General features: G+C 73.7%; 15 protein-coding genes. 7 read left to right on the forward strand and 8 right to left on the reverse strand.

What is annotated here, in order from left to right; translation table 11 throughout:
- Positions 1 to 30 precede the first annotated feature (30 nt).
- Together LOK46_RS04580 and LOK46_RS04585 are read right to left on the reverse strand one after the other, a co-directional pair.
- Positions 31 to 420, reverse strand: coding sequence for a response regulator (locus tag LOK46_RS04580; RefSeq protein ID WP_012317867.1), 390 nt, complete (start codon positions 418 to 420; stop codon positions 31 to 33).
- Positions 421 to 554: 134 nt separating this feature from the next.
- Positions 555 to 1,820, reverse strand: coding sequence for an adenosylmethionine--8-amino-7-oxononanoate transaminase (locus LOK46_RS04585; RefSeq protein WP_273562693.1), 1,266 nt, complete (start codon positions 1,818 to 1,820; stop codon positions 555 to 557).
- A gap of 91 nt (positions 1,821 to 1,911) precedes the next feature.
- Here LOK46_RS04585 and LOK46_RS04590 point away from each other — a divergent pair, with 91 nt between their 5' ends.
- The 3 genes from LOK46_RS04590 (at position 1,912) to LOK46_RS04600 (ending at position 4,666) form a co-directional block, all read left to right on the forward strand.
- Complete coding sequence (locus tag LOK46_RS04590; RefSeq protein ID WP_273562694.1) at positions 1,912 to 3,030, forward strand: aminotransferase class I/II-fold pyridoxal phosphate-dependent enzyme; 1,119 nt, start codon at positions 1,912 to 1,914, stop codon at positions 3,028 to 3,030.
- Positions 3,031 to 3,288: 258 nt separating this feature from the next.
- Positions 3,289 to 3,798, forward strand: coding sequence for an OsmC family protein (locus LOK46_RS04595; protein WP_273562695.1), 510 nt, complete (start codon positions 3,289 to 3,291; stop codon positions 3,796 to 3,798).
- 10 nt (positions 3,799 to 3,808) lie between these two features.
- Positions 3,809 to 4,666, forward strand: a complete 858-nt coding sequence (locus LOK46_RS04600; protein ID WP_273562696.1) for a class I SAM-dependent methyltransferase — start codon at positions 3,809 to 3,811, stop codon at positions 4,664 to 4,666.
- Positions 4,667 to 4,820: 154 nt separating this feature from the next.
- On the opposite strand, the gene LOK46_RS04605 is transcribed toward LOK46_RS04600, so the two are convergent.
- Positions 4,821 to 6,419 carry a gamma-glutamyltransferase family protein gene (locus tag LOK46_RS04605; RefSeq protein WP_273562697.1) on the reverse strand — a complete coding sequence of 533 codons (1,599 nt, stop codon included), beginning with the start codon at positions 6,417 to 6,419 and terminating at the stop codon, positions 4,821 to 4,823.
- Positions 6,420 to 6,652: 233 nt separating this feature from the next.
- Between LOK46_RS04605 and LOK46_RS04610 the strand changes: the two genes are divergently transcribed.
- Complete coding sequence (locus tag LOK46_RS04610; RefSeq protein ID WP_273564537.1) at positions 6,653 to 8,068, forward strand: carbohydrate porin; 1,416 nt, start codon at positions 6,653 to 6,655, stop codon at positions 8,066 to 8,068.
- A 57-nt stretch (positions 8,069 to 8,125) separates the two neighbouring features.
- Positions 8,126 to 9,661 (forward strand): cation:proton antiporter, encoded by a 1,536-nt coding sequence (locus tag LOK46_RS04615; protein ID WP_273562698.1) that lies wholly within the window; start codon positions 8,126 to 8,128, stop codon positions 9,659 to 9,661.
- Positions 9,662 to 9,673: 12 nt separating this feature from the next.
- Here LOK46_RS04615 and gshB read toward each other — a convergent pair whose 3' ends face one another.
- Positions 9,674 to 10,630: a glutathione synthase gene (gene gshB, locus LOK46_RS04620; RefSeq protein ID WP_273562699.1), complete on the reverse strand. Its 957-nt coding sequence runs from the start codon at positions 10,628 to 10,630 to the stop codon at positions 9,674 to 9,676.
- Between the two features lie 46 nt (positions 10,631 to 10,676).
- On the reverse strand, positions 10,677 to 10,970 hold the full coding sequence (locus LOK46_RS04625; RefSeq protein WP_024830920.1) for a hypothetical protein: 294 nt from the start codon (positions 10,968 to 10,970) through the stop codon (positions 10,677 to 10,679).
- 450 nt (positions 10,971 to 11,420) lie between these two features.
- On the opposite strand from LOK46_RS04625, the gene LOK46_RS04630 reads away from it, so the two are divergent.
- Positions 11,421 to 11,633, forward strand: a complete 213-nt coding sequence (locus LOK46_RS04630; RefSeq protein WP_273562700.1) for a hypothetical protein — start codon at positions 11,421 to 11,423, stop codon at positions 11,631 to 11,633.
- A 52-nt stretch (positions 11,634 to 11,685) separates the two neighbouring features.
- Positions 11,686 to 12,516, forward strand: a complete 831-nt coding sequence (locus LOK46_RS04635) for a hypothetical protein (protein WP_273562701.1) — start codon at positions 11,686 to 11,688, stop codon at positions 12,514 to 12,516.
- A gap of 60 nt (positions 12,517 to 12,576) precedes the next feature.
- On the opposite strand, the gene LOK46_RS04640 is transcribed toward LOK46_RS04635, so the two are convergent.
- The 3 genes from LOK46_RS04640 to LOK46_RS04650 form a co-directional block, all read right to left on the reverse strand.
- Positions 12,577 to 13,542, reverse strand: a complete 966-nt coding sequence (locus tag LOK46_RS04640) for a PLP-dependent cysteine synthase family protein (protein WP_273562702.1) — start codon at positions 13,540 to 13,542, stop codon at positions 12,577 to 12,579.
- A gap of 97 nt (positions 13,543 to 13,639) precedes the next feature.
- Positions 13,640 to 14,284, reverse strand: a complete 645-nt coding sequence (locus LOK46_RS04645) for a DUF1254 domain-containing protein (RefSeq protein ID WP_273562703.1) — start codon at positions 14,282 to 14,284, stop codon at positions 13,640 to 13,642.
- Positions 14,272 to 14,955 carry a DUF1214 domain-containing protein gene (locus LOK46_RS04650; protein ID WP_273562704.1) on the reverse strand — a complete coding sequence of 228 codons (684 nt, stop codon included), beginning with the start codon at positions 14,953 to 14,955 and terminating at the stop codon, positions 14,272 to 14,274. The genes LOK46_RS04645 and LOK46_RS04650 overlap by 13 nt, the downstream gene beginning before the upstream one ends.
- Positions 14,956 to 14,959 lie beyond the last annotated feature (4 nt).

Below are 14,959 nucleotides of genomic sequence, written 5' to 3' on the forward strand. Positions count from 1 at the left end.
TGCGATGACGGGTGTGACGCGGAGGCGCGCTCAGCAGTGCATGAGACGCTGGAGACGGTCCAGGATGTCCTCGCCGGTGCAGGGACGGGCGATGAACTCGGCATGTTTCGGCATGCGGGCCGGGTCCGGGGCCGCGCGCCCGGACACGATCAGGATCGGCAATTGCGGCCGCGCCTCGGCCACGGAACTCGCGAGGTCGAAACCGTCGGTCTTTCCCGAGAGCTGCACGTCCGTGACCAGCCCGCAAATGTCCGGACGCGCCTGCAGGATGCTGAGCGCCCGCTCGGCGGAGGCGCACTGGACGGTGTCGTAGCCGCCTTCCTCCAGCACGTCCCCGAGGTCCATGATCGTCAGCGCCTCGTCCTCGACGAGGAGGATTACCGGCCGATCGCCGCTCGAACCCGTCTGCTCGCTCGCCACTGTGTACTCCCTTCAGCAGCGCCCGGCCGCGCGGGCCGCCGCACGCATCTCCAGTCGTAGGCCCAACGGCAGAAACGGTCCCGGGTTGCAGGCGGGCGCCGGCGCTGGTCACGGGAATGTGGAACGCGCAGGCGTCATGTCGATGCCGGCGCCATGTCGGTCACCACCGCGGCGACCGCCTCGATCAGCCGGTCGAGATCCGCCGCGCCGATCGTGAGGGCGGGGGTGAGATAGACGATGTCGCCGAACGGCCGCACCCAGACGCCGCGGGCGAGCAGTTCCGCCTTCAGGACGGCCAGATCGGGCGCCCGCGCGAACTGGACCGCCCCGATGGCCCCGAGGACCCGGACATCCGCCACGCCGGACACGCGCCGCAGCGGCTCCAGCCCCGCGGCGAGGCGCTCCGCAATGGCGCCGGCCTGGGCCAGACGCGGCTCGGTCTCGAACAGGTCGAGACTGGCATTGGCCGCCGCGCAGGCGAGGGGGTTGGCCATGAAGGTCGGGCCGTGCATCAGCGCCGCCGCCGGATCCTCGGACCAGAACGCCGCGAACACCTCCGTGCGGGCGATCGTGGCGGCGAGCGCCATCGTGCCGCCCGTGAGCGCCTTCGACAGGCACAGGATGTCGGGGACGATCCCCGCCTGCTCGCAGGCGAACAGGCTGCCGGTGCGCCCGAAGCCGGTGAAGATCTCGTCGGCGATGAGCGGCAGCCCGTGCCGGCGCGCCAGCCCGGCGACCGTCGCCAGCACCTCCGGCGGGTGCGTCCGCATCCCGCCGGCACCCTGGACCAGCGGCTCGACGATCACCGCCGCCAGGATGTCGCGATGGGCCGCGAGGGCCGCGTCGAGCGCCGCGGTCTCGGCGGCGCTCCGCGGCAGGTCGCAGAAGATCTGGCGCGGCAGGTAGGCCCCGAAGCGGCGGTGCATGCCCTCCTCGGGGTCGCAGACCGACATCGCCCCCATCGTGTCGCCGTGGTAGCCGCCGCGGAACGCGAGGACCTTCGTCCGCCCGCTCACCCCGCGGTTGATCCACATCTGCGCCGCCATCTTGAGCGCGACCTCCACGGCGACCGAGCCCGAATCGCTGAGGAAGACGTGGTCGAGATCGCCCGGCAGCAGGGCGGCGAGCCGCCGGGCCAGGGCCTCCGCCGGCGCGTGGGTGAGGCCGCCGAACATCACGTGGGGCATGCGCGCGAGCTGCTCGGCCACCGCGCCCGCTATGTGCGGGTGATTGTAGCCGTGCACCGCGGTCCACCAGGAGGCGATGCCGTCCACGAGCTCGCGTCCGTCGGCGAGGCGGATGCGGGTGCCCTGGGTCGCGACCGCCTCCAGGGGCGGCGCCGCGAGGCGCATCTGCGTGTAGGGCCGCCAGAGTTGGCCTGCGGGCGTTGCGAGGGTCATGCGTCCGGCATGGTAGGGCCTCGGACGAGGGTCAAGGGTCCGGCACCCGCCGCTTGACTTTGCCGGCGCGGCACCGCCCATCCCCGTCCCCATGGACAGCCTCGACGCCTTCGCCACCGGGAAACTCGACGCCCTCGAGGCCGGCAGCCTCCGCCGGAAGCTGGTGCCGACGGAGCGCGGCTCCGGCGCCGCGGCGGCGCGGCGGGGGCGGGCGCTCGTCTCCTTCTCGTGCAACGATTACCTCGGCCTCTCGCACCACCCGCGGGTGATCGCGGCGGCTCAGGCTGCCGTGGCGTCCCACGGCGCGGGGGCGGGCGGGTCGCGGCTCGTGACCGGCGACCATCCCTATCTCGGCGCGCTGGAGGCAGGCCTCGCCCGCCACAAGGGCACGGAGGCCGCCCTGGTCTTCGGCAGCGGCTACCTCGCCAATCTCGGCATCACCCCGGCGCTCGCCGGGCGCGGCGACCTCGTCCTGCTGGACGAACTGTCCCACGCCTGCATGTGGGCGGGCGCGCGGCTCTCGGGGGCGCGGGTCCTGACCTTCCGCCACAACGATCCCGGCGACCTCGCGGCGCGGCTCGCCGAGCATCGGCCCCACCACGGGCGCGCCCTCGTGCTGACCGAGCGGGTGTTCAGCATGGACGGCGACCGGGCGCCGCTCGGCGACATCCTGGGCATCGCCGAAACCTTCGACGCCTGGACGCTGGTGGACGATGCCCACGGCATCGGCGTGGTCGAGGACGGACCGCGCGCGCCGCTGGAGATGGGCACCCTGTCGAAGGCGCTCGGCTCGTACGGCGGCTATCTCTGCGCCTCGCGCCCGGTCGTCGACCTGATGACGAGCCGCGCCCGCAGCTTCGTCTACACCACCGGCCTGCCCCCGGCCTCGGCCGCCGCCGCCCTGGAGGCGCTGGCGATCCTGGAGGCGGAGCCCGAGCGCCGGGCCCGGCCGCTCGCCCTGGCCCGGCGCTTCACCGCCCGCCTGGGCCTGCCGGAAGCCGAGAGCGCGGTCGTGCCGGTGCTGGTCGGCGAGGCGCATAGAGCGCTCGACATCTCGGCGGCGTTGGAGGCGCAGGGCTACCTCGTGGTGGCGATCCGCCCGCCGACCGTGCCGGCCGGGACGGCGCGGCTGCGGGTCGCCTTCTCGGCGGCTCACGACGCGGCGCAGGTCGATGGTCTCGCCGAGGCTTTGGCGGCCCTGATCGGTTGAGCGCGGGCGCTTCCCGGCCATCGCGCCGATCTCCATATCTGCTGACCGACCAAGCGGCTGCGGACACCGTTCGTCTTCGCGAGCGGAGCGAAGCAATCCCGGGCAGCGCGACCTCTGAGATCGTGGCGCCACACTGGATTGCTTCGCTGCGCTCGCAAAGGCGGTGAGGGCTTCGCGACAACCTGCTAAGGCGTTTCGCGCATCAAGAACCCGATCCGGCCGCCCGGGGTCGGGCGACATCATCGAGAGGACGACGCCATGGACGCCACCGCGCTGCGAGCCCTCCAGGCTCCGATCAAGGACAAGTACCGCACCGCGCCGGACGCGGCGGTCATCACCTTGAAGGCCAGGGGTACGCTGGACGACACCAAGATCGCCTGCAAGGTCGAGACGGGCCGCGCCATCGCGGAGGCCGGGCTGCATCCGGCCACGGGCGGTTCGGGCGCGGAGCTGTGCTCGGGCGACATGCTGCTGGAGGCGCTGGTCGCCTGCGCGGGCGTGACGCTCAAGGCGGTGGCGACCGCCCTGGAGATCCCGCTGCGCGCTGGCACGGTCAGCGCCGAGGGCGACCTCGACTTCCGCGGCACCCTCGGGGTCGACAAGGAGGCGCCGGTGGGCTTCCGCAGCATCCGCCTATTCTTCGAGCTCGACACCGACGCGCCGGAGGACAAGCTCGCGCAGCTCCTGAAGCTGACCGAGCGCTACTGCGTGGTCTTCCAGACCCTCAACCACAAGCCGGAACTGTCGGTATCGGCGACGACGGCCTGACGGGGGCAACATGGCGGGCGGCATCACCCAGGCCGAGTACTGGAACGGCGAGGTCGGGACGCGCTGGGCACGCAATCAGGCCGTCCTCGACGCGATGTTCGTCCCGCTGACGGAGGCGCTCTTCGCCGGCGCGCGGCTCGTCCCGGGCGAGACGGTGCTCGACATCGGCTGCGGCGCGGGCGCCACGACCCTGGAGGCCGCGCGCCGGGTCGGGCCCGGCGGCGGTGTGACGGGCGCCGACATCTCGGCGCCCCTCCTCGCCGTGGGACGGGATCGCGCCGAGGCGGAGCCGCCCGGGGCCGCCCCGATCCGGTTCGTCGAGGCCGATGTCGAGGCGGCCGATCTCGGCCGGTTCGACCGGGTCGTGTCGCGGTTCGGCGTGATGTTCTTCGCGGATTCCGCCCGCGCCTTCGCCAACGTGCGCCGGATGCTCGGGCCGGGCGGCCGGATGACCTTCCTGTGCTGGCGGGCCCTCTCCGACAATCTGTGGGTACGCGTGCCGCGCGACGCGGTGTTGCCGCTCCTGCCGGAGGTGCCGTCGCCGCCGCAGCCCGACACCCCGGGGCCGTTCCGCTTCGCCGAGGCCGACCCGCTCGTCGCGCTCCTGCGCGGCGCCGGGTTCGACCGCGTGGCCTGCGACGCCCTCGACCGCGACATCGTCGTCGGGGAGGGCGAGACCGACGCGGCGGCGACCGCGGCGGCCACCCACGTCTCCCTGAACCTCGGCCCGAGCTCCCACCTCGTCCGCGAGGCCGCGCCGGATCTCCGGGCGCGCGCCGAGGCGGCCGTGGCGGAGGCCCTCCGGCGGCACGCGGCGGGCGGCGCCGTGCGCCTGCGCGCCGCGTGCTGGCTCGTCCAGGCGGGATAGGTCTTGCGCTGCTCGATCTCACCGTCTTCGCGAGCGAAGCGAAGCGATCCAGCCAGCGCTACGATCCCGGACGTCGCGCTGCCCTGGGTCACTTCGCTTCGCTCGTGATGACGAAGGGCGTGACAGCCGCCGAAGAGGTCGACCGGAAACGTTATCAGAGGCCCAGCGCGCCGCCGTCCGAGCGCGGGTCGTGGGTCGCCTCGATCCGCCCGTTCCGGGGATGGCGGACCAGCATGCCGGCATGGCCGAGCGAGTCGATGTAGGGGCCGCCGAGCTCCTCGATCTCGTGGCCGAGGCGGCCGAGGGCCGCGATGCAGGCCGGATCGAACCGCTCCTCGACCTTCACGCTGAGCGAGGGCGCCCCCCAGGTGCGCCCGTAGAGCAGGCGCGGCGCGTCGACCGCGTCCGCCACCGACATCCCGTAATCGGCGTAGCGGGAGAAGATCTGGGCCTGGAACTGCGGCTGGCCGTCGCCGCCCATGCTGCCGTAGCTCATCACCCGCCCGTCGTCGAAGGCGGCGAGCGCCGGGATCAGCGTGTGGAACGGGCGCCGACCCGGCTCCAGGGGGTTCACGGCCTTCGGGTCGAGGGAGAACGACATGCCCCGGTTCTGCCAGCAGATGCCGGTGGCGGGCAGGACCGTCCCGGAGCCGTACTCCCAGTAGACCGACTGGATGTAGGAGACGGCGAGGCCGTCCTTGTCGATCGCCCCCATCCAGACCGTGTCGCCGTGACCCGGATCGGGCAGGGGCACCCGGGCGGCGCGGCCCATGTCGACGAGTGCGGCCTCGCGGGCGAGCCGGTCCGGCGTGAGGAAGGCGGCCGGGTCGTGCCGCAGGCGGGCGAAATCGGTGACCACCCGGTCGCGGATCGCGAAGGCCCGCTTCGTCGCCTCGATCAGCCCGTGATACTGCGCGGTGCTCTCGGGCTCGGCGATGTTCAGGCGGTCGAAGATCCCGAGGATCAGGAGCGCGGCGAGCCCCTGGGTCGGCGGCGGGAAGTTGTACAGCGTCGCGTCGCGGCGGCGGATCGACAGGGGCGCCCGCTCGACCGCCGCGAAGGATTCCAGATCCGCCCGGGTGACCGGCGCGCCGAGGCGCTCCAGGTCGGCGGCGATCTCCCGGCCGATGTCGCCGCGGTAGAAGTCGCCGAGGCCGGCATGGGCGAGCTGCTCCAGGGTGGCGGCGAGCAGCGGCAGGCTCCGGGTCTCGCCGGCCGGGAACGGCTTCCCCTCGTTCAGGAACGTCCGCGCGAAGTTCGGGGCGTCGTGGAGCGTGTCGAGTTCCTGGGGCACGTAGCGCGCCTCCGACGGCGAGACCGGGACGCCGGTCCGCGCCTGCGCGATCGCGTCGGCGAGCAGGGTCTCCAGCGGGAGGCGGCCGCCGAGCGCCCGCGCCAGCTCGAGGGCGAGGCGCCAGCCGCCCACCGCGCCCGCGACCGTCACCATCGCGTCGGGGCCGCGGGCGGGGATCGCGTCGTAGCCCTTCTCGCGGTAGCGCGGGATCGTGGCGAGGCGCCCGGTCGGACCGCAGGCCTCGATGCCGCGCACCCGGCCACCACGCTCGCGCACCAGCCAGAATCCGTCGCCGCCGATGCCGTTCATGTGCGGGTAGACCACCGCGATGGAGGCGGCCATCGCCACCATCGCCTCGATGGCGTTGCCGCCCTGCGCCAGGACGGTCTGGCCGGCCTGGGCGGCGAGGCTGTGGGGCGCGGCGACGGCGGCGGACGTGAAGACGGGAGTCTCGGGCATCGACGGTCCTGTGGTGTACCGGCCGCAGGGTTAGGCGAGCCTGTGCATCCTGCAAAGGCCGGGCGTGGACAGCCACTGCGCCGTGCTATGCTGTTCCCGTGCCGGGACCGTTTGCCGAAGCGGCGGAGCGTGGAGTGCCGATCCGTCCGATCACCGGCGAAGCGCGTGTCGCAAACCGCAGCACCGGGCGCCGCGGCGGCACCCGCGCGCGCGCGTCCGGTCTCGCGCTCGGGCTGGGCCTACTGGTCGCGCCCGCCGCGGCCCAGCAGCACGCGCCCACGGTCTTCGAGGGTGCCGGCGCCGATCCGCGCGTCTCGGTCTCCCAGCCGGAAACCACCAGCCAGGCCTCCGGCGGCTACGTCCGCTCGGTCGAGCCCTATCTCGGCCCGCTCGGCGATCCGCTGGGGATCCGCCCCGTCCTGAAGGAGCGGGGCATCCAGTACAGCCTGACCTACATCGTCGACGTGCTCGGCAACCCGGTCGGCGGCCTGCGGCAGGGCGCGATCGTCGAGGACCGCCTCAACCTGCGCCTCAACCTCGACCTCGACCGGCTCGCGGGCTGGCAGGGGGCGACGGTCCACGCCAACGCCTACTTCATCCACGGCACCGGCCTGTCGCGCTACTACGTCGGCAACCTGCTGACCACGAGCGTCATCGAGGCGCTGCCGTCGACGCGGCTCTACGTGCTCTGGTTCGACCAGAGCCTGATGGACGGCCAGCTCGGGATCCGGATCGGCCAGCAGGCCGCCGATACCGAGTTCTTCGTCAGCCAGACCGCGACCCTGTTCGTGAACTCCACCTTCGGCTGGCCGGCCATCACCGGGCTCGACCTGCCGAGCGGCGGCCCGGCCTACCCGCTCGCGGCGCCGGCGATCCGGGCCAAGTACGCGCCGGGCAACGGCTTCTCCCTGCAGGTGGGGCTCTACGACGGCGATCCGGCCGGCGCGAACCGCCCCGGTCGGGATCCGGAGGCGCAGCGCCTCGACCGCACGGGCACGAATTTCCGCCTGCGCGATCCGGCCCTGATCATCGCCGAGGCGACCTACGCGTACAACATCGCTCCCGGCTCCAGGGGCCTGCCGGGCGACGTCACCCTGGGCGGCTGGCAGCATTTCGGCCGGTTCGACAGCCTGCGCTTCGACATCACCGGCGTGCCGCTCGCCGACCCGAACGCCACCGGGATCGGCCGGCCGGTACGCGGCAATGCCGGCCTCTACGCGATCTACGACCAGACCCTCTACAGGGAATCCGGCAAGGACGACGAGGGCCTGGGCTTCTTCGTGCGCGCCGCGTGGTCGCCCACCCGCTCCAGCCTGATCGACGCCTACGTGGACACCGGCCTCGCCTACAAGGGACTGCTCGACGGGCGCGACGACGACACGATCGGCCTCAGCTTCGCCTACGCCCGCATCGGCGACGATGCGCAGCGGGCCGACCGGGACACGATCCTCTACACGGGCCAGCCGATGCCGCGCCGCCGCGCCGAGGCGGTGATCGAGGCGACCTATCAGGCGGTGGTGGTGCCGGGCTTCACGGTGCAGCCCGACGCGCAGTACGTCATCCGGCCCGGCGCCGGCATCGCCGGTCCGGACGGCCGCCGGCTGCGCAACGCGGCGGTGCTCGGCCTGCGCGCGACCGTGCAGTACTGAGCCGGCCTGCGACGGTGGCACCCGGAACGGTCCCGGGGCTCCGCCTCTTTCAGCAGCATGTTGATTTTCGAGTGGGTCGTCGGCGTCCTGTTCGGCGCCGTCCTCCTGGCCGGCGTCGCGCGCCGGCTCGGTGCGCCGTATCCCGCCTTCCTGGCGCTGGGCGGCGTCGGCCTCGCCTTCGTTCCCGGCGTCCCGAACCTGCGGCTCGATCCCGAACTGGCGCTCGCCCTGTTCCTGGCCCCGGTCCTGCTCGATGCCGGGTTCGACGCCTCCGTGCGGGACCTGAAGGAGAACTGGCGCCCGGTGTTGGGGCTCGCGGTCGGGGCCGTCGCGGTGACGACCGTCGCGGTCGCGGTCGTGGCGCGGCTCGTCGTGCCGGACATGCCGCTCTCCGCCTGCATCGTGCTCGGCGCCGTGGTCGCGCCGCCCGACGCCGTGGCGGCGCTGGCGGTGCTCAAGCACGCGCCGATGCCGCACCGGCTCGCCACGATCCTGCGCGGCGAGAGCCTGCTCAACGACGCGGCCTCGCTGCTGATCTACCGGCTCGGCGTGACGGCCGCGATGGCGGGCACCTTCCACCCGGCGGAGGTGGCGCCGGCCTTCCTCCTGGGCGTCGTGGCGAGCCTCATCGTCGGCCCCTGCCTCGGCCTGATGTTCGTGGCCTTGACCCGGCGCGTGACCGATCCGGCGACCGCGATCGTGTTGCAGTTCGTCGCCGCCTTCGGGATCTGGCTCGCCGCGGAGCGGCTGGAGCTGTCCGGGGTCCTGACCATCGTGACCTTCGCGGTGACGGTCGCCCGCCGGGCTCCCGGCGTCACCGCGCCCCGCGCCCGGGTGATCTCCTACGCGGTCTGGGACACGGCGGTGTTCGTGCTCAACGTGCTGGCCTTCGTGCTGATCGGCATCCAGATCGACCCGATCCGGGAACGGCTGAGCGGCGCGGATGCGTGGCAGGCCCTGCTCCTCGCGGGCGCGACCTTCGCCACCGTGGTGCTGACCCGCCTCGCCTGGGTGCTGCCGACCACCGGGATCCGCGGGTTCGGCCTCCGGCAGGCCGGAGCCCCGGCGCGGCTGGGCCCGGGGATCGCCCTGTCGTGGGCGGGGATGCGCGGGATCGTCACCGTGGCGGCCGCCCTGGCGCTGCCCGCCGAGTTCCCGCACCGGGATCTCGTGGTGGTCACCGCCTTCGTCACGGTGCTCGGCACCCTGATCATCCAGGGCCTGACCCTGCGGCCGCTGCTCGCCCACCTGCGGCTGGAGGACGACGACCCGGTGGGCCGCGAGACCGGCTGGGCCCGGGCGGCGGCCTACGAGGCCGCCCTGGAGAGCCTCGCGGACGCCGAGAACGAGCCGGCGACCGATGCCCTGCGCGCCGAGTTCCGCGCGGCCCTCGCGGAGGCCGAGGCGCACGACGAGGGTCTGGCGCCGGAGAGCCTGCCGGCGGATGCCGCGCGGCGGCGCGCCGTCGAGGCCGCCCGCGACGCGGTGCTCGCCCTGCGCCGCCAGGGCCGGATCGGCGACGACGCCTACTACCTGCTGGAGGAGGAATTCGACTGGGCCGAACTCAGCGCGACCCCGCGCGCCGAGACGTGAGAGGGCGCGCCGTCAGACGCCCTTGCGGGCCGCGACCCGGGCCTCGATCGCGTCCCAGACGGCGACCGACAGGTCGGGCCCGCCGAGCCGCTGGATCGCCCGGATGCCGGTGGGGGAGGTGACGTTGATCTCGGTGAGGTGCCCGTCGATCACGTCGATGCCCACCAGGATCAGGCCCCGCCGCGCCAGTTTCGGGCCGATCGTGGCGCAGATCTCGCGCTCGCGGTCGGTCAGCTCGGAGGCGGAGGCGGCGCCGCCACGGACCATGTTGGAGCGGATATCGTTCGCGGCCGGGACGCGGTTGACCGCCCCCATCGGGACGCCGTCGACCAGGATGATGCGCTTGTCGCCCTCCGTGACCCGGTCGAGGTAGCGCTGCACGACCCAGGCCTCCCGGAAGGTGGTGGCGAACAGGTCGAACATCGAGCCGAAATTCGGGTCCTTCTCGGTGACCTTGAACACGGCCGCGCCGCCGTGCCCGTGCAGCGGCTTCATCGCCACGGTCCCGTGCTCCAGCCGGAAAGCCTCGATCTCCGCCCTGTCGCGGCTGATCAGGGTCGGCGGCATCAGCTCGGGAAAGTCGAGGACGAACAGCTTCTCGGGCGCGTTGCGCACCTCGAAGGGATCGTTGACCACGAGGGTCTCCGGATGGATCCGCTCGAGCATGTGGGTGGCCGTGATGTAGGCCATGTCGAAGGGCGGATCCTGGCGCATCAGCACCACGTCGGCCTCGGCGAGGTCGAGCCGTTCCGGCGCCGCCAGGGTGAAATGCGCGCCCTCGACGTCCTGCACTCTCAGCCGCTCGACGCGGGCCGTGACGCGCCGGCCCTGCATCGAGAGCCGGTCCGGCGTGTAGTAGACGAGCGCGTGCCCCCGCCGCTGGGCCTCCAGCAGCAGGGCGAAGGTGGTGTCACCCGCGATCCGGATATTCTGGATCGGGTCCATCTGGACCGCGACGGTCAGGCTCATACCAAACGCCCCTCGCCAATCGCGGGCAACTCGACCGGGTCCCGTCTCAATCGTCGGACAGGGACTTGCTGCCCGTACGCTTGTCGTAGTCGCCGATCGCGGACCGGCATTCGGGGGACAGGCGCTTGCGGTTGCGCATCATGCAGCGATCCGCGTCCTGGCTGTTCGGATCGACGCCCGCGCAGAGGCGGAAATAGTCGTTCGCGCAGCCGAGCTGCAGGCCCTGGTCCTCCCGTTGGGCGTAGGCGGGCCCGGCGGTCAGCGCGAACAGCGCCAGCGCCGCAGTGGCCAAGCCGCGGCGGCGGGAGGCGCGCAGGGATCGTTCCGGAACCAGTCGCATTCAGCGGTGTCCTCAATCTCGATCGGGCGGAGAACCGACGCGGCGGTCCCGCCATCGCCCGTGTCCGGCATATCGGTCCGGCCGGGCGGTAGGCAAGCGCCGAGGGTCCCGACGGGTTCCGCGCGGGAACGTCGCGGCCACGCTTCGCCGCGGTGTGGCGCGCGGGTCGCACAGCGCCGCAGCCCGACAGGACCGGGCGCACATAAGAAGGCCCCGTCCGGGATCGGACAGGGCCTCAAGTCGAAGGGAGGAAACGCCCGCCATGGGCGCCGACAGCCTCGCAATTCACGCGCCAACTCCCGGAGGAACCCCCATTCCCGGCCGAGGCGCGGGCCGAGGCGCGGAAAGACTCCGTTAACCACGTCGTGCTGGATTGTTTCGGTAGCCCTTGCCGACGCCCTCCGAAGGGCCCGGGCCAGATGCTCGGACCGCCGACAGGAGCCGGAGACCATGACCCTTTTCAAGCCGCTGGAGACCGGCGAGACCCGTTCGTCGAAGCTCGCCGCCGATCCGACGCGCCGCGCTGCCCCGGCCGCGTCCGCGACCCTGATCCCGTTCCCGGGCGCGGAGGCGCGGCGGACCTGCCGGATCCCGCGCTCCGGCGAGCGGCGCGGCGAGATCCTCCTGTTCCTCGGCGTGCGCTACGAGCGCCTCGCGTCCTGAGGACGTCCCCGCGCATGTCTCCCGGCCGCGCGATACCACCCACGGTTCTCCCATGACAGCCCCGGATCGCCGGCCGCTCGGCCGCGCCCGCACCGCGCTGCGCCTCGCCCCCGCCGGCGCCGCGCTGGCCGTGCTCGCGGCCTGCACCCAGAGCGGCGATTTCGGCCGGCAGCGCACGGGGGTCTGGAACGGGCTCATCGACACGACGGGCAGCTTCAGCACCCGGGATCGCGGGCGCCTCCTGCTCGAATCCGGCCTGACCGACGACGAGCAGGCCCTGCGCGACCGCGCGTGGCGGTTCGTCGAGCCTGCCAGCAGCTTCACGGCCTTCCAGGACACGGTGTTCGGCCTCGCCAGCGCCCACGCGCTCCCGCCGACGTGGCGCTACGAGGAGGTCGGCGCCTATTACGAGATCCTGACGGGGGAGCCGTCCCGCTCACCGGTCTCCCGTTACCGGAAGCTCAGCGACGACGCGACCGCCGATGCCCGGCTGATCCCGCTCTTCGTGGCGCTCGCCGCCCGCGTCATCGACGCGGATGCCGCGCGGCTGCGCAGCCTGCCCTTCGCCAAGACCCTCGACGACGCGGCCGTGCGGGATGCCGTCCAGCGGGTCGCCGAGAACCGCTGCCTGATCGCCTGGGTGCGCTTCGAGGCCGGCCTGCGGCTCGCCCGCTACCGGTTCGCCCTGGAGCACCTGTTCGCCGCGGCGCCGGCGCCGGAATCGGTCTCGGCCGAGCGGTCCATCCTGATGCTGGCCGCGCGCCGCAACCTGCTCGACCCGCTTCTCCCGCCGGACGCCGCGGCCCGGTGCGGCCTCGGGCCGGTTCCGCTGCCGCCCCCGCCACCGGTCGCGCGGGCGGAGCCGTTGGTGGTCAAATACTGAGCGGCCGAGGCCGACCCAGGAGGAGGGTCGCGCGTGGCCGGAAGCCGGCCTCGGCCGGCCCTAGTACTTCAGCCCGGTGTCGCAGAGGACGGTCACGGCAGTGGCGTCGCGGGGGAGACGCCCGGACGACAGCAGCGCGACCGTCGCCGCGACGTTGGCCGCCGCCGAGTAGCCGACGTGCAGGCCCTCCCGCGTCGCCAGGACCCGCCGCCACTGCTCGACCGCCGCGTCGGTCACCGGGATGGACAGGTCCATCAGGCCGGCCGTCCAGTGCGGCGGGACGCTGCCGTAGCCGGTGCCCTGGATGAGGTGCCGGTGCTTCGTGACCGGCACTCCGCCGAGGGGCTGACAGCCCGCCGGCTCGACCGCGGCGCAGATCAGGCGCGGGTTGCGCGCGCGCAGGGCCGCGGCCACCCCGAGGAAGGTCGCGCCCGTGCCCACGGCCGCCACCCAGGCATCGACCCGGCCGGACGTTTGCGCCCAGATCTCCGGTCCGGTCGTCTCGCGATGCGCGCGCAGGCCCTCCGGCGCGCGGAACTGGTCGACGTAGTAGCCGCTCCGCTCGGTCGCGACGCGCTCCGCCGCGTCCGCGGCCGCCCGCACGTCGGCTCCGGTGACCTGTCCCGGAACCCCGTCCACCTGGGGCACCCGCACGACCTCCGCCCCGAGCGCCTCGAGCATCCGCGCGCGCTGGGGACTGTTCCCAGCCGACATGGTGACCACGAGCGGGTGCCCCAGCGCCGCGCAGGCCACCGCGAGGCCCGCGCCCATGTTGCCGCTGGTCATCTCCACGACGGGCGCCCCCGCGGCCAGGCGCCCGTCCGCGCGCGCGGCCATCAGGATGGCGCGGGCGGCCCGATCCTTGACGCTGCCGCCGGGCTGCACGAACTCGGCCTTCGCGAGGATGCGGCCGGGACCGGGATGGACGCGGTCGAGGGCCACGAGCGGCGTGTTGCCGATCAGATCGAGGGCGGACGGCGCGATCCCGGCGGCCAGGGACGGCGCCGTCGCGGCGGGCGCGGTCATCGCGACGGCGCGGCGGGCTCCGCCACCCGGGAGACCGCGGGTCCGCGGAGGGCCGGCATCGGCCGACCGACGCGGCGAACCGGTACGGCGTCCTCCCTCAACGTCCCGCTCCCTTTCCCGACGCATCCTTGCCGGACGCGTCCTTGCCCGCCGACGAATCGTCCGTCGGCGTGTCGGTGGTGCAGGAGACGGCCTGGACGGCGGCGTTGGCGGCGGGCCGCTGGCTCGGGAGACCGGCGATCACCCGCACCACCACGAAGCCGCGCGCGTCGGGCGCGACGATGCGCACGTCGCGGCTCGGATCGTTCTCGTCGTCGTCGGCCAGCGCCTCGTCGTACTGGGCGCGGGTCAGGATCACGAGGTCGAGGGCCCCGCGAACCGCGGCCTGATCGGTCACCGCGTAGAAGGCCCCGCGGCGGGCATGCGCGGCGAGCGACAGGGACAGCGGCCCGGTGCGGGCCGAGACGCGCATGGGTCCGTCCGCGAGGTTGTAGGCGCAGACGCCCACAGCGACCGCCGGATCTGGGATCGGCAGCCACGCCTCGGGCGGGGAGGGGTCGTCACCGGTCGCGACCGCGTAGATCGATTGCGGATGGTCCAGGTTCTCGCTGGTGCGGGCGCGCGAGACGGCGTCGGTCTCCGACAGGGCGGGGATCGCCAGGACCGCCGCGATGTGGACGATCCCGGCGAGCACGAGGCCGATCAGCGTGGCGTAGACGAAGCGCAGGCTCACGGGGCGCATCCCACCCGGGTGATGGCCGGCACGGAAGTCCGGTCGAGGGACCCGACGCTGGCGGCGGCCGGCGTGTCGTACAGGCGCAGGGCGAGGCGGACCGGCCCGCTCGCCCGCGGGCTCGGGAGCCAGTTGCCCGGCTGGACATCCGGCGCGAGCGTGATGGTGAACCGCCCGTCGGCCGTGCGCAGCACCTCCGTGGAGGTGAAGCCCTCGCGCAGCGGCGCGCGGCCGGGTTCGCGCGGTCCGCGCCCGGCCACCGTGACGGTCCAGGCGCGGGCGGGCGGCGTCGCGCCGCCGATCTGGTACGTGCAGGTGGCGTCGAGCGCCTGCCCGGAATCGTCGACCGCCGCCGTCAGCAGCAGGCCCTCACCGACCGCCAGGGGGATCTCGCCGCGGCGCGCGTTGACGGCGCGGGTGTAGGGATCGGCATTCGCCGCGCCGGCGCGCGGCCACGCGGTCCAGGCGCCGACCTGAACGCCGCCGAACGGGTAGCCGCCGCTCGTGGCCCAGTCGGCGCTGGCGAGGCCGAGGACGGCGCCCAGCGCCAGGGTGTAGGCGGCGAGGCCGGCGACAGAACTCTTGCGCCAGAGACGCAGGACGAAGCGCACCGCGCCGCGGCGCGGGGCGCCGGCGAACGCGGAGGTCCGGCCGAACGCGTCGGGGATCGTGAGCTTCATGCGC

It is taken from the genome of Methylobacterium sp. NMS14P (assembly GCF_028583545.1).
In the GTDB taxonomy this organism is placed as follows: Bacteria; Pseudomonadota; Alphaproteobacteria; order Rhizobiales; family Beijerinckiaceae; genus Methylobacterium.

Bases quoted from the DNA above. Each gene is read 5' to 3' on its own strand.
- LOK46_RS04595 (WP_273562695.1), top strand. From the start codon at position 3,289: ATGGACGCCACCGCGCTGCGAGCCCTCCAGGCTCCGATCAAGGACAAG.
- LOK46_RS04585 (WP_273562693.1), bottom strand. From the start codon at position 1,820: ATGACCCTCGCAACGCCCGCAGGCCAACTCTGGCGGCCCTACACGCAG.
- LOK46_RS04605 (WP_273562697.1), bottom strand. From the start codon at position 6,419: ATGCCCGAGACTCCCGTCTTCACGTCCGCCGCCGTCGCCGCGCCCCAC.
- gshB (WP_273562699.1), bottom strand. From the start codon at position 10,630: ATGAGCCTGACCGTCGCGGTCCAGATGGACCCGATCCAGAATATCCGG.
- LOK46_RS04590 (WP_273562694.1), top strand. From the start codon at position 1,912: ATGGACAGCCTCGACGCCTTCGCCACCGGGAAACTCGACGCCCTCGAG.
- LOK46_RS04625 (WP_024830920.1), bottom strand. From the start codon at position 10,970: ATGCGACTGGTTCCGGAACGATCCCTGCGCGCCTCCCGCCGCCGCGGC.
- LOK46_RS04600 (WP_273562696.1), top strand. From the start codon at position 3,809: ATGGCGGGCGGCATCACCCAGGCCGAGTACTGGAACGGCGAGGTCGGG.
- LOK46_RS04615 (WP_273562698.1), top strand. From the start codon at position 8,126: ATGTTGATTTTCGAGTGGGTCGTCGGCGTCCTGTTCGGCGCCGTCCTC.
- LOK46_RS04630 (WP_273562700.1), top strand. From the start codon at position 11,421: ATGACCCTTTTCAAGCCGCTGGAGACCGGCGAGACCCGTTCGTCGAAG.
- LOK46_RS04645 (WP_273562703.1), bottom strand. From the start codon at position 14,284: ATGCGCCCCGTGAGCCTGCGCTTCGTCTACGCCACGCTGATCGGCCTC.
- LOK46_RS04640 (WP_273562702.1), bottom strand. From the start codon at position 13,542: ATGACCGCGCCCGCCGCGACGGCGCCGTCCCTGGCCGCCGGGATCGCG.
- LOK46_RS04635 (WP_273562701.1), top strand. From the start codon at position 11,686: ATGACAGCCCCGGATCGCCGGCCGCTCGGCCGCGCCCGCACCGCGCTG.
- LOK46_RS04650 (WP_273562704.1), bottom strand. From the start codon at position 14,955: ATGAAGCTCACGATCCCCGACGCGTTCGGCCGGACCTCCGCGTTCGCC.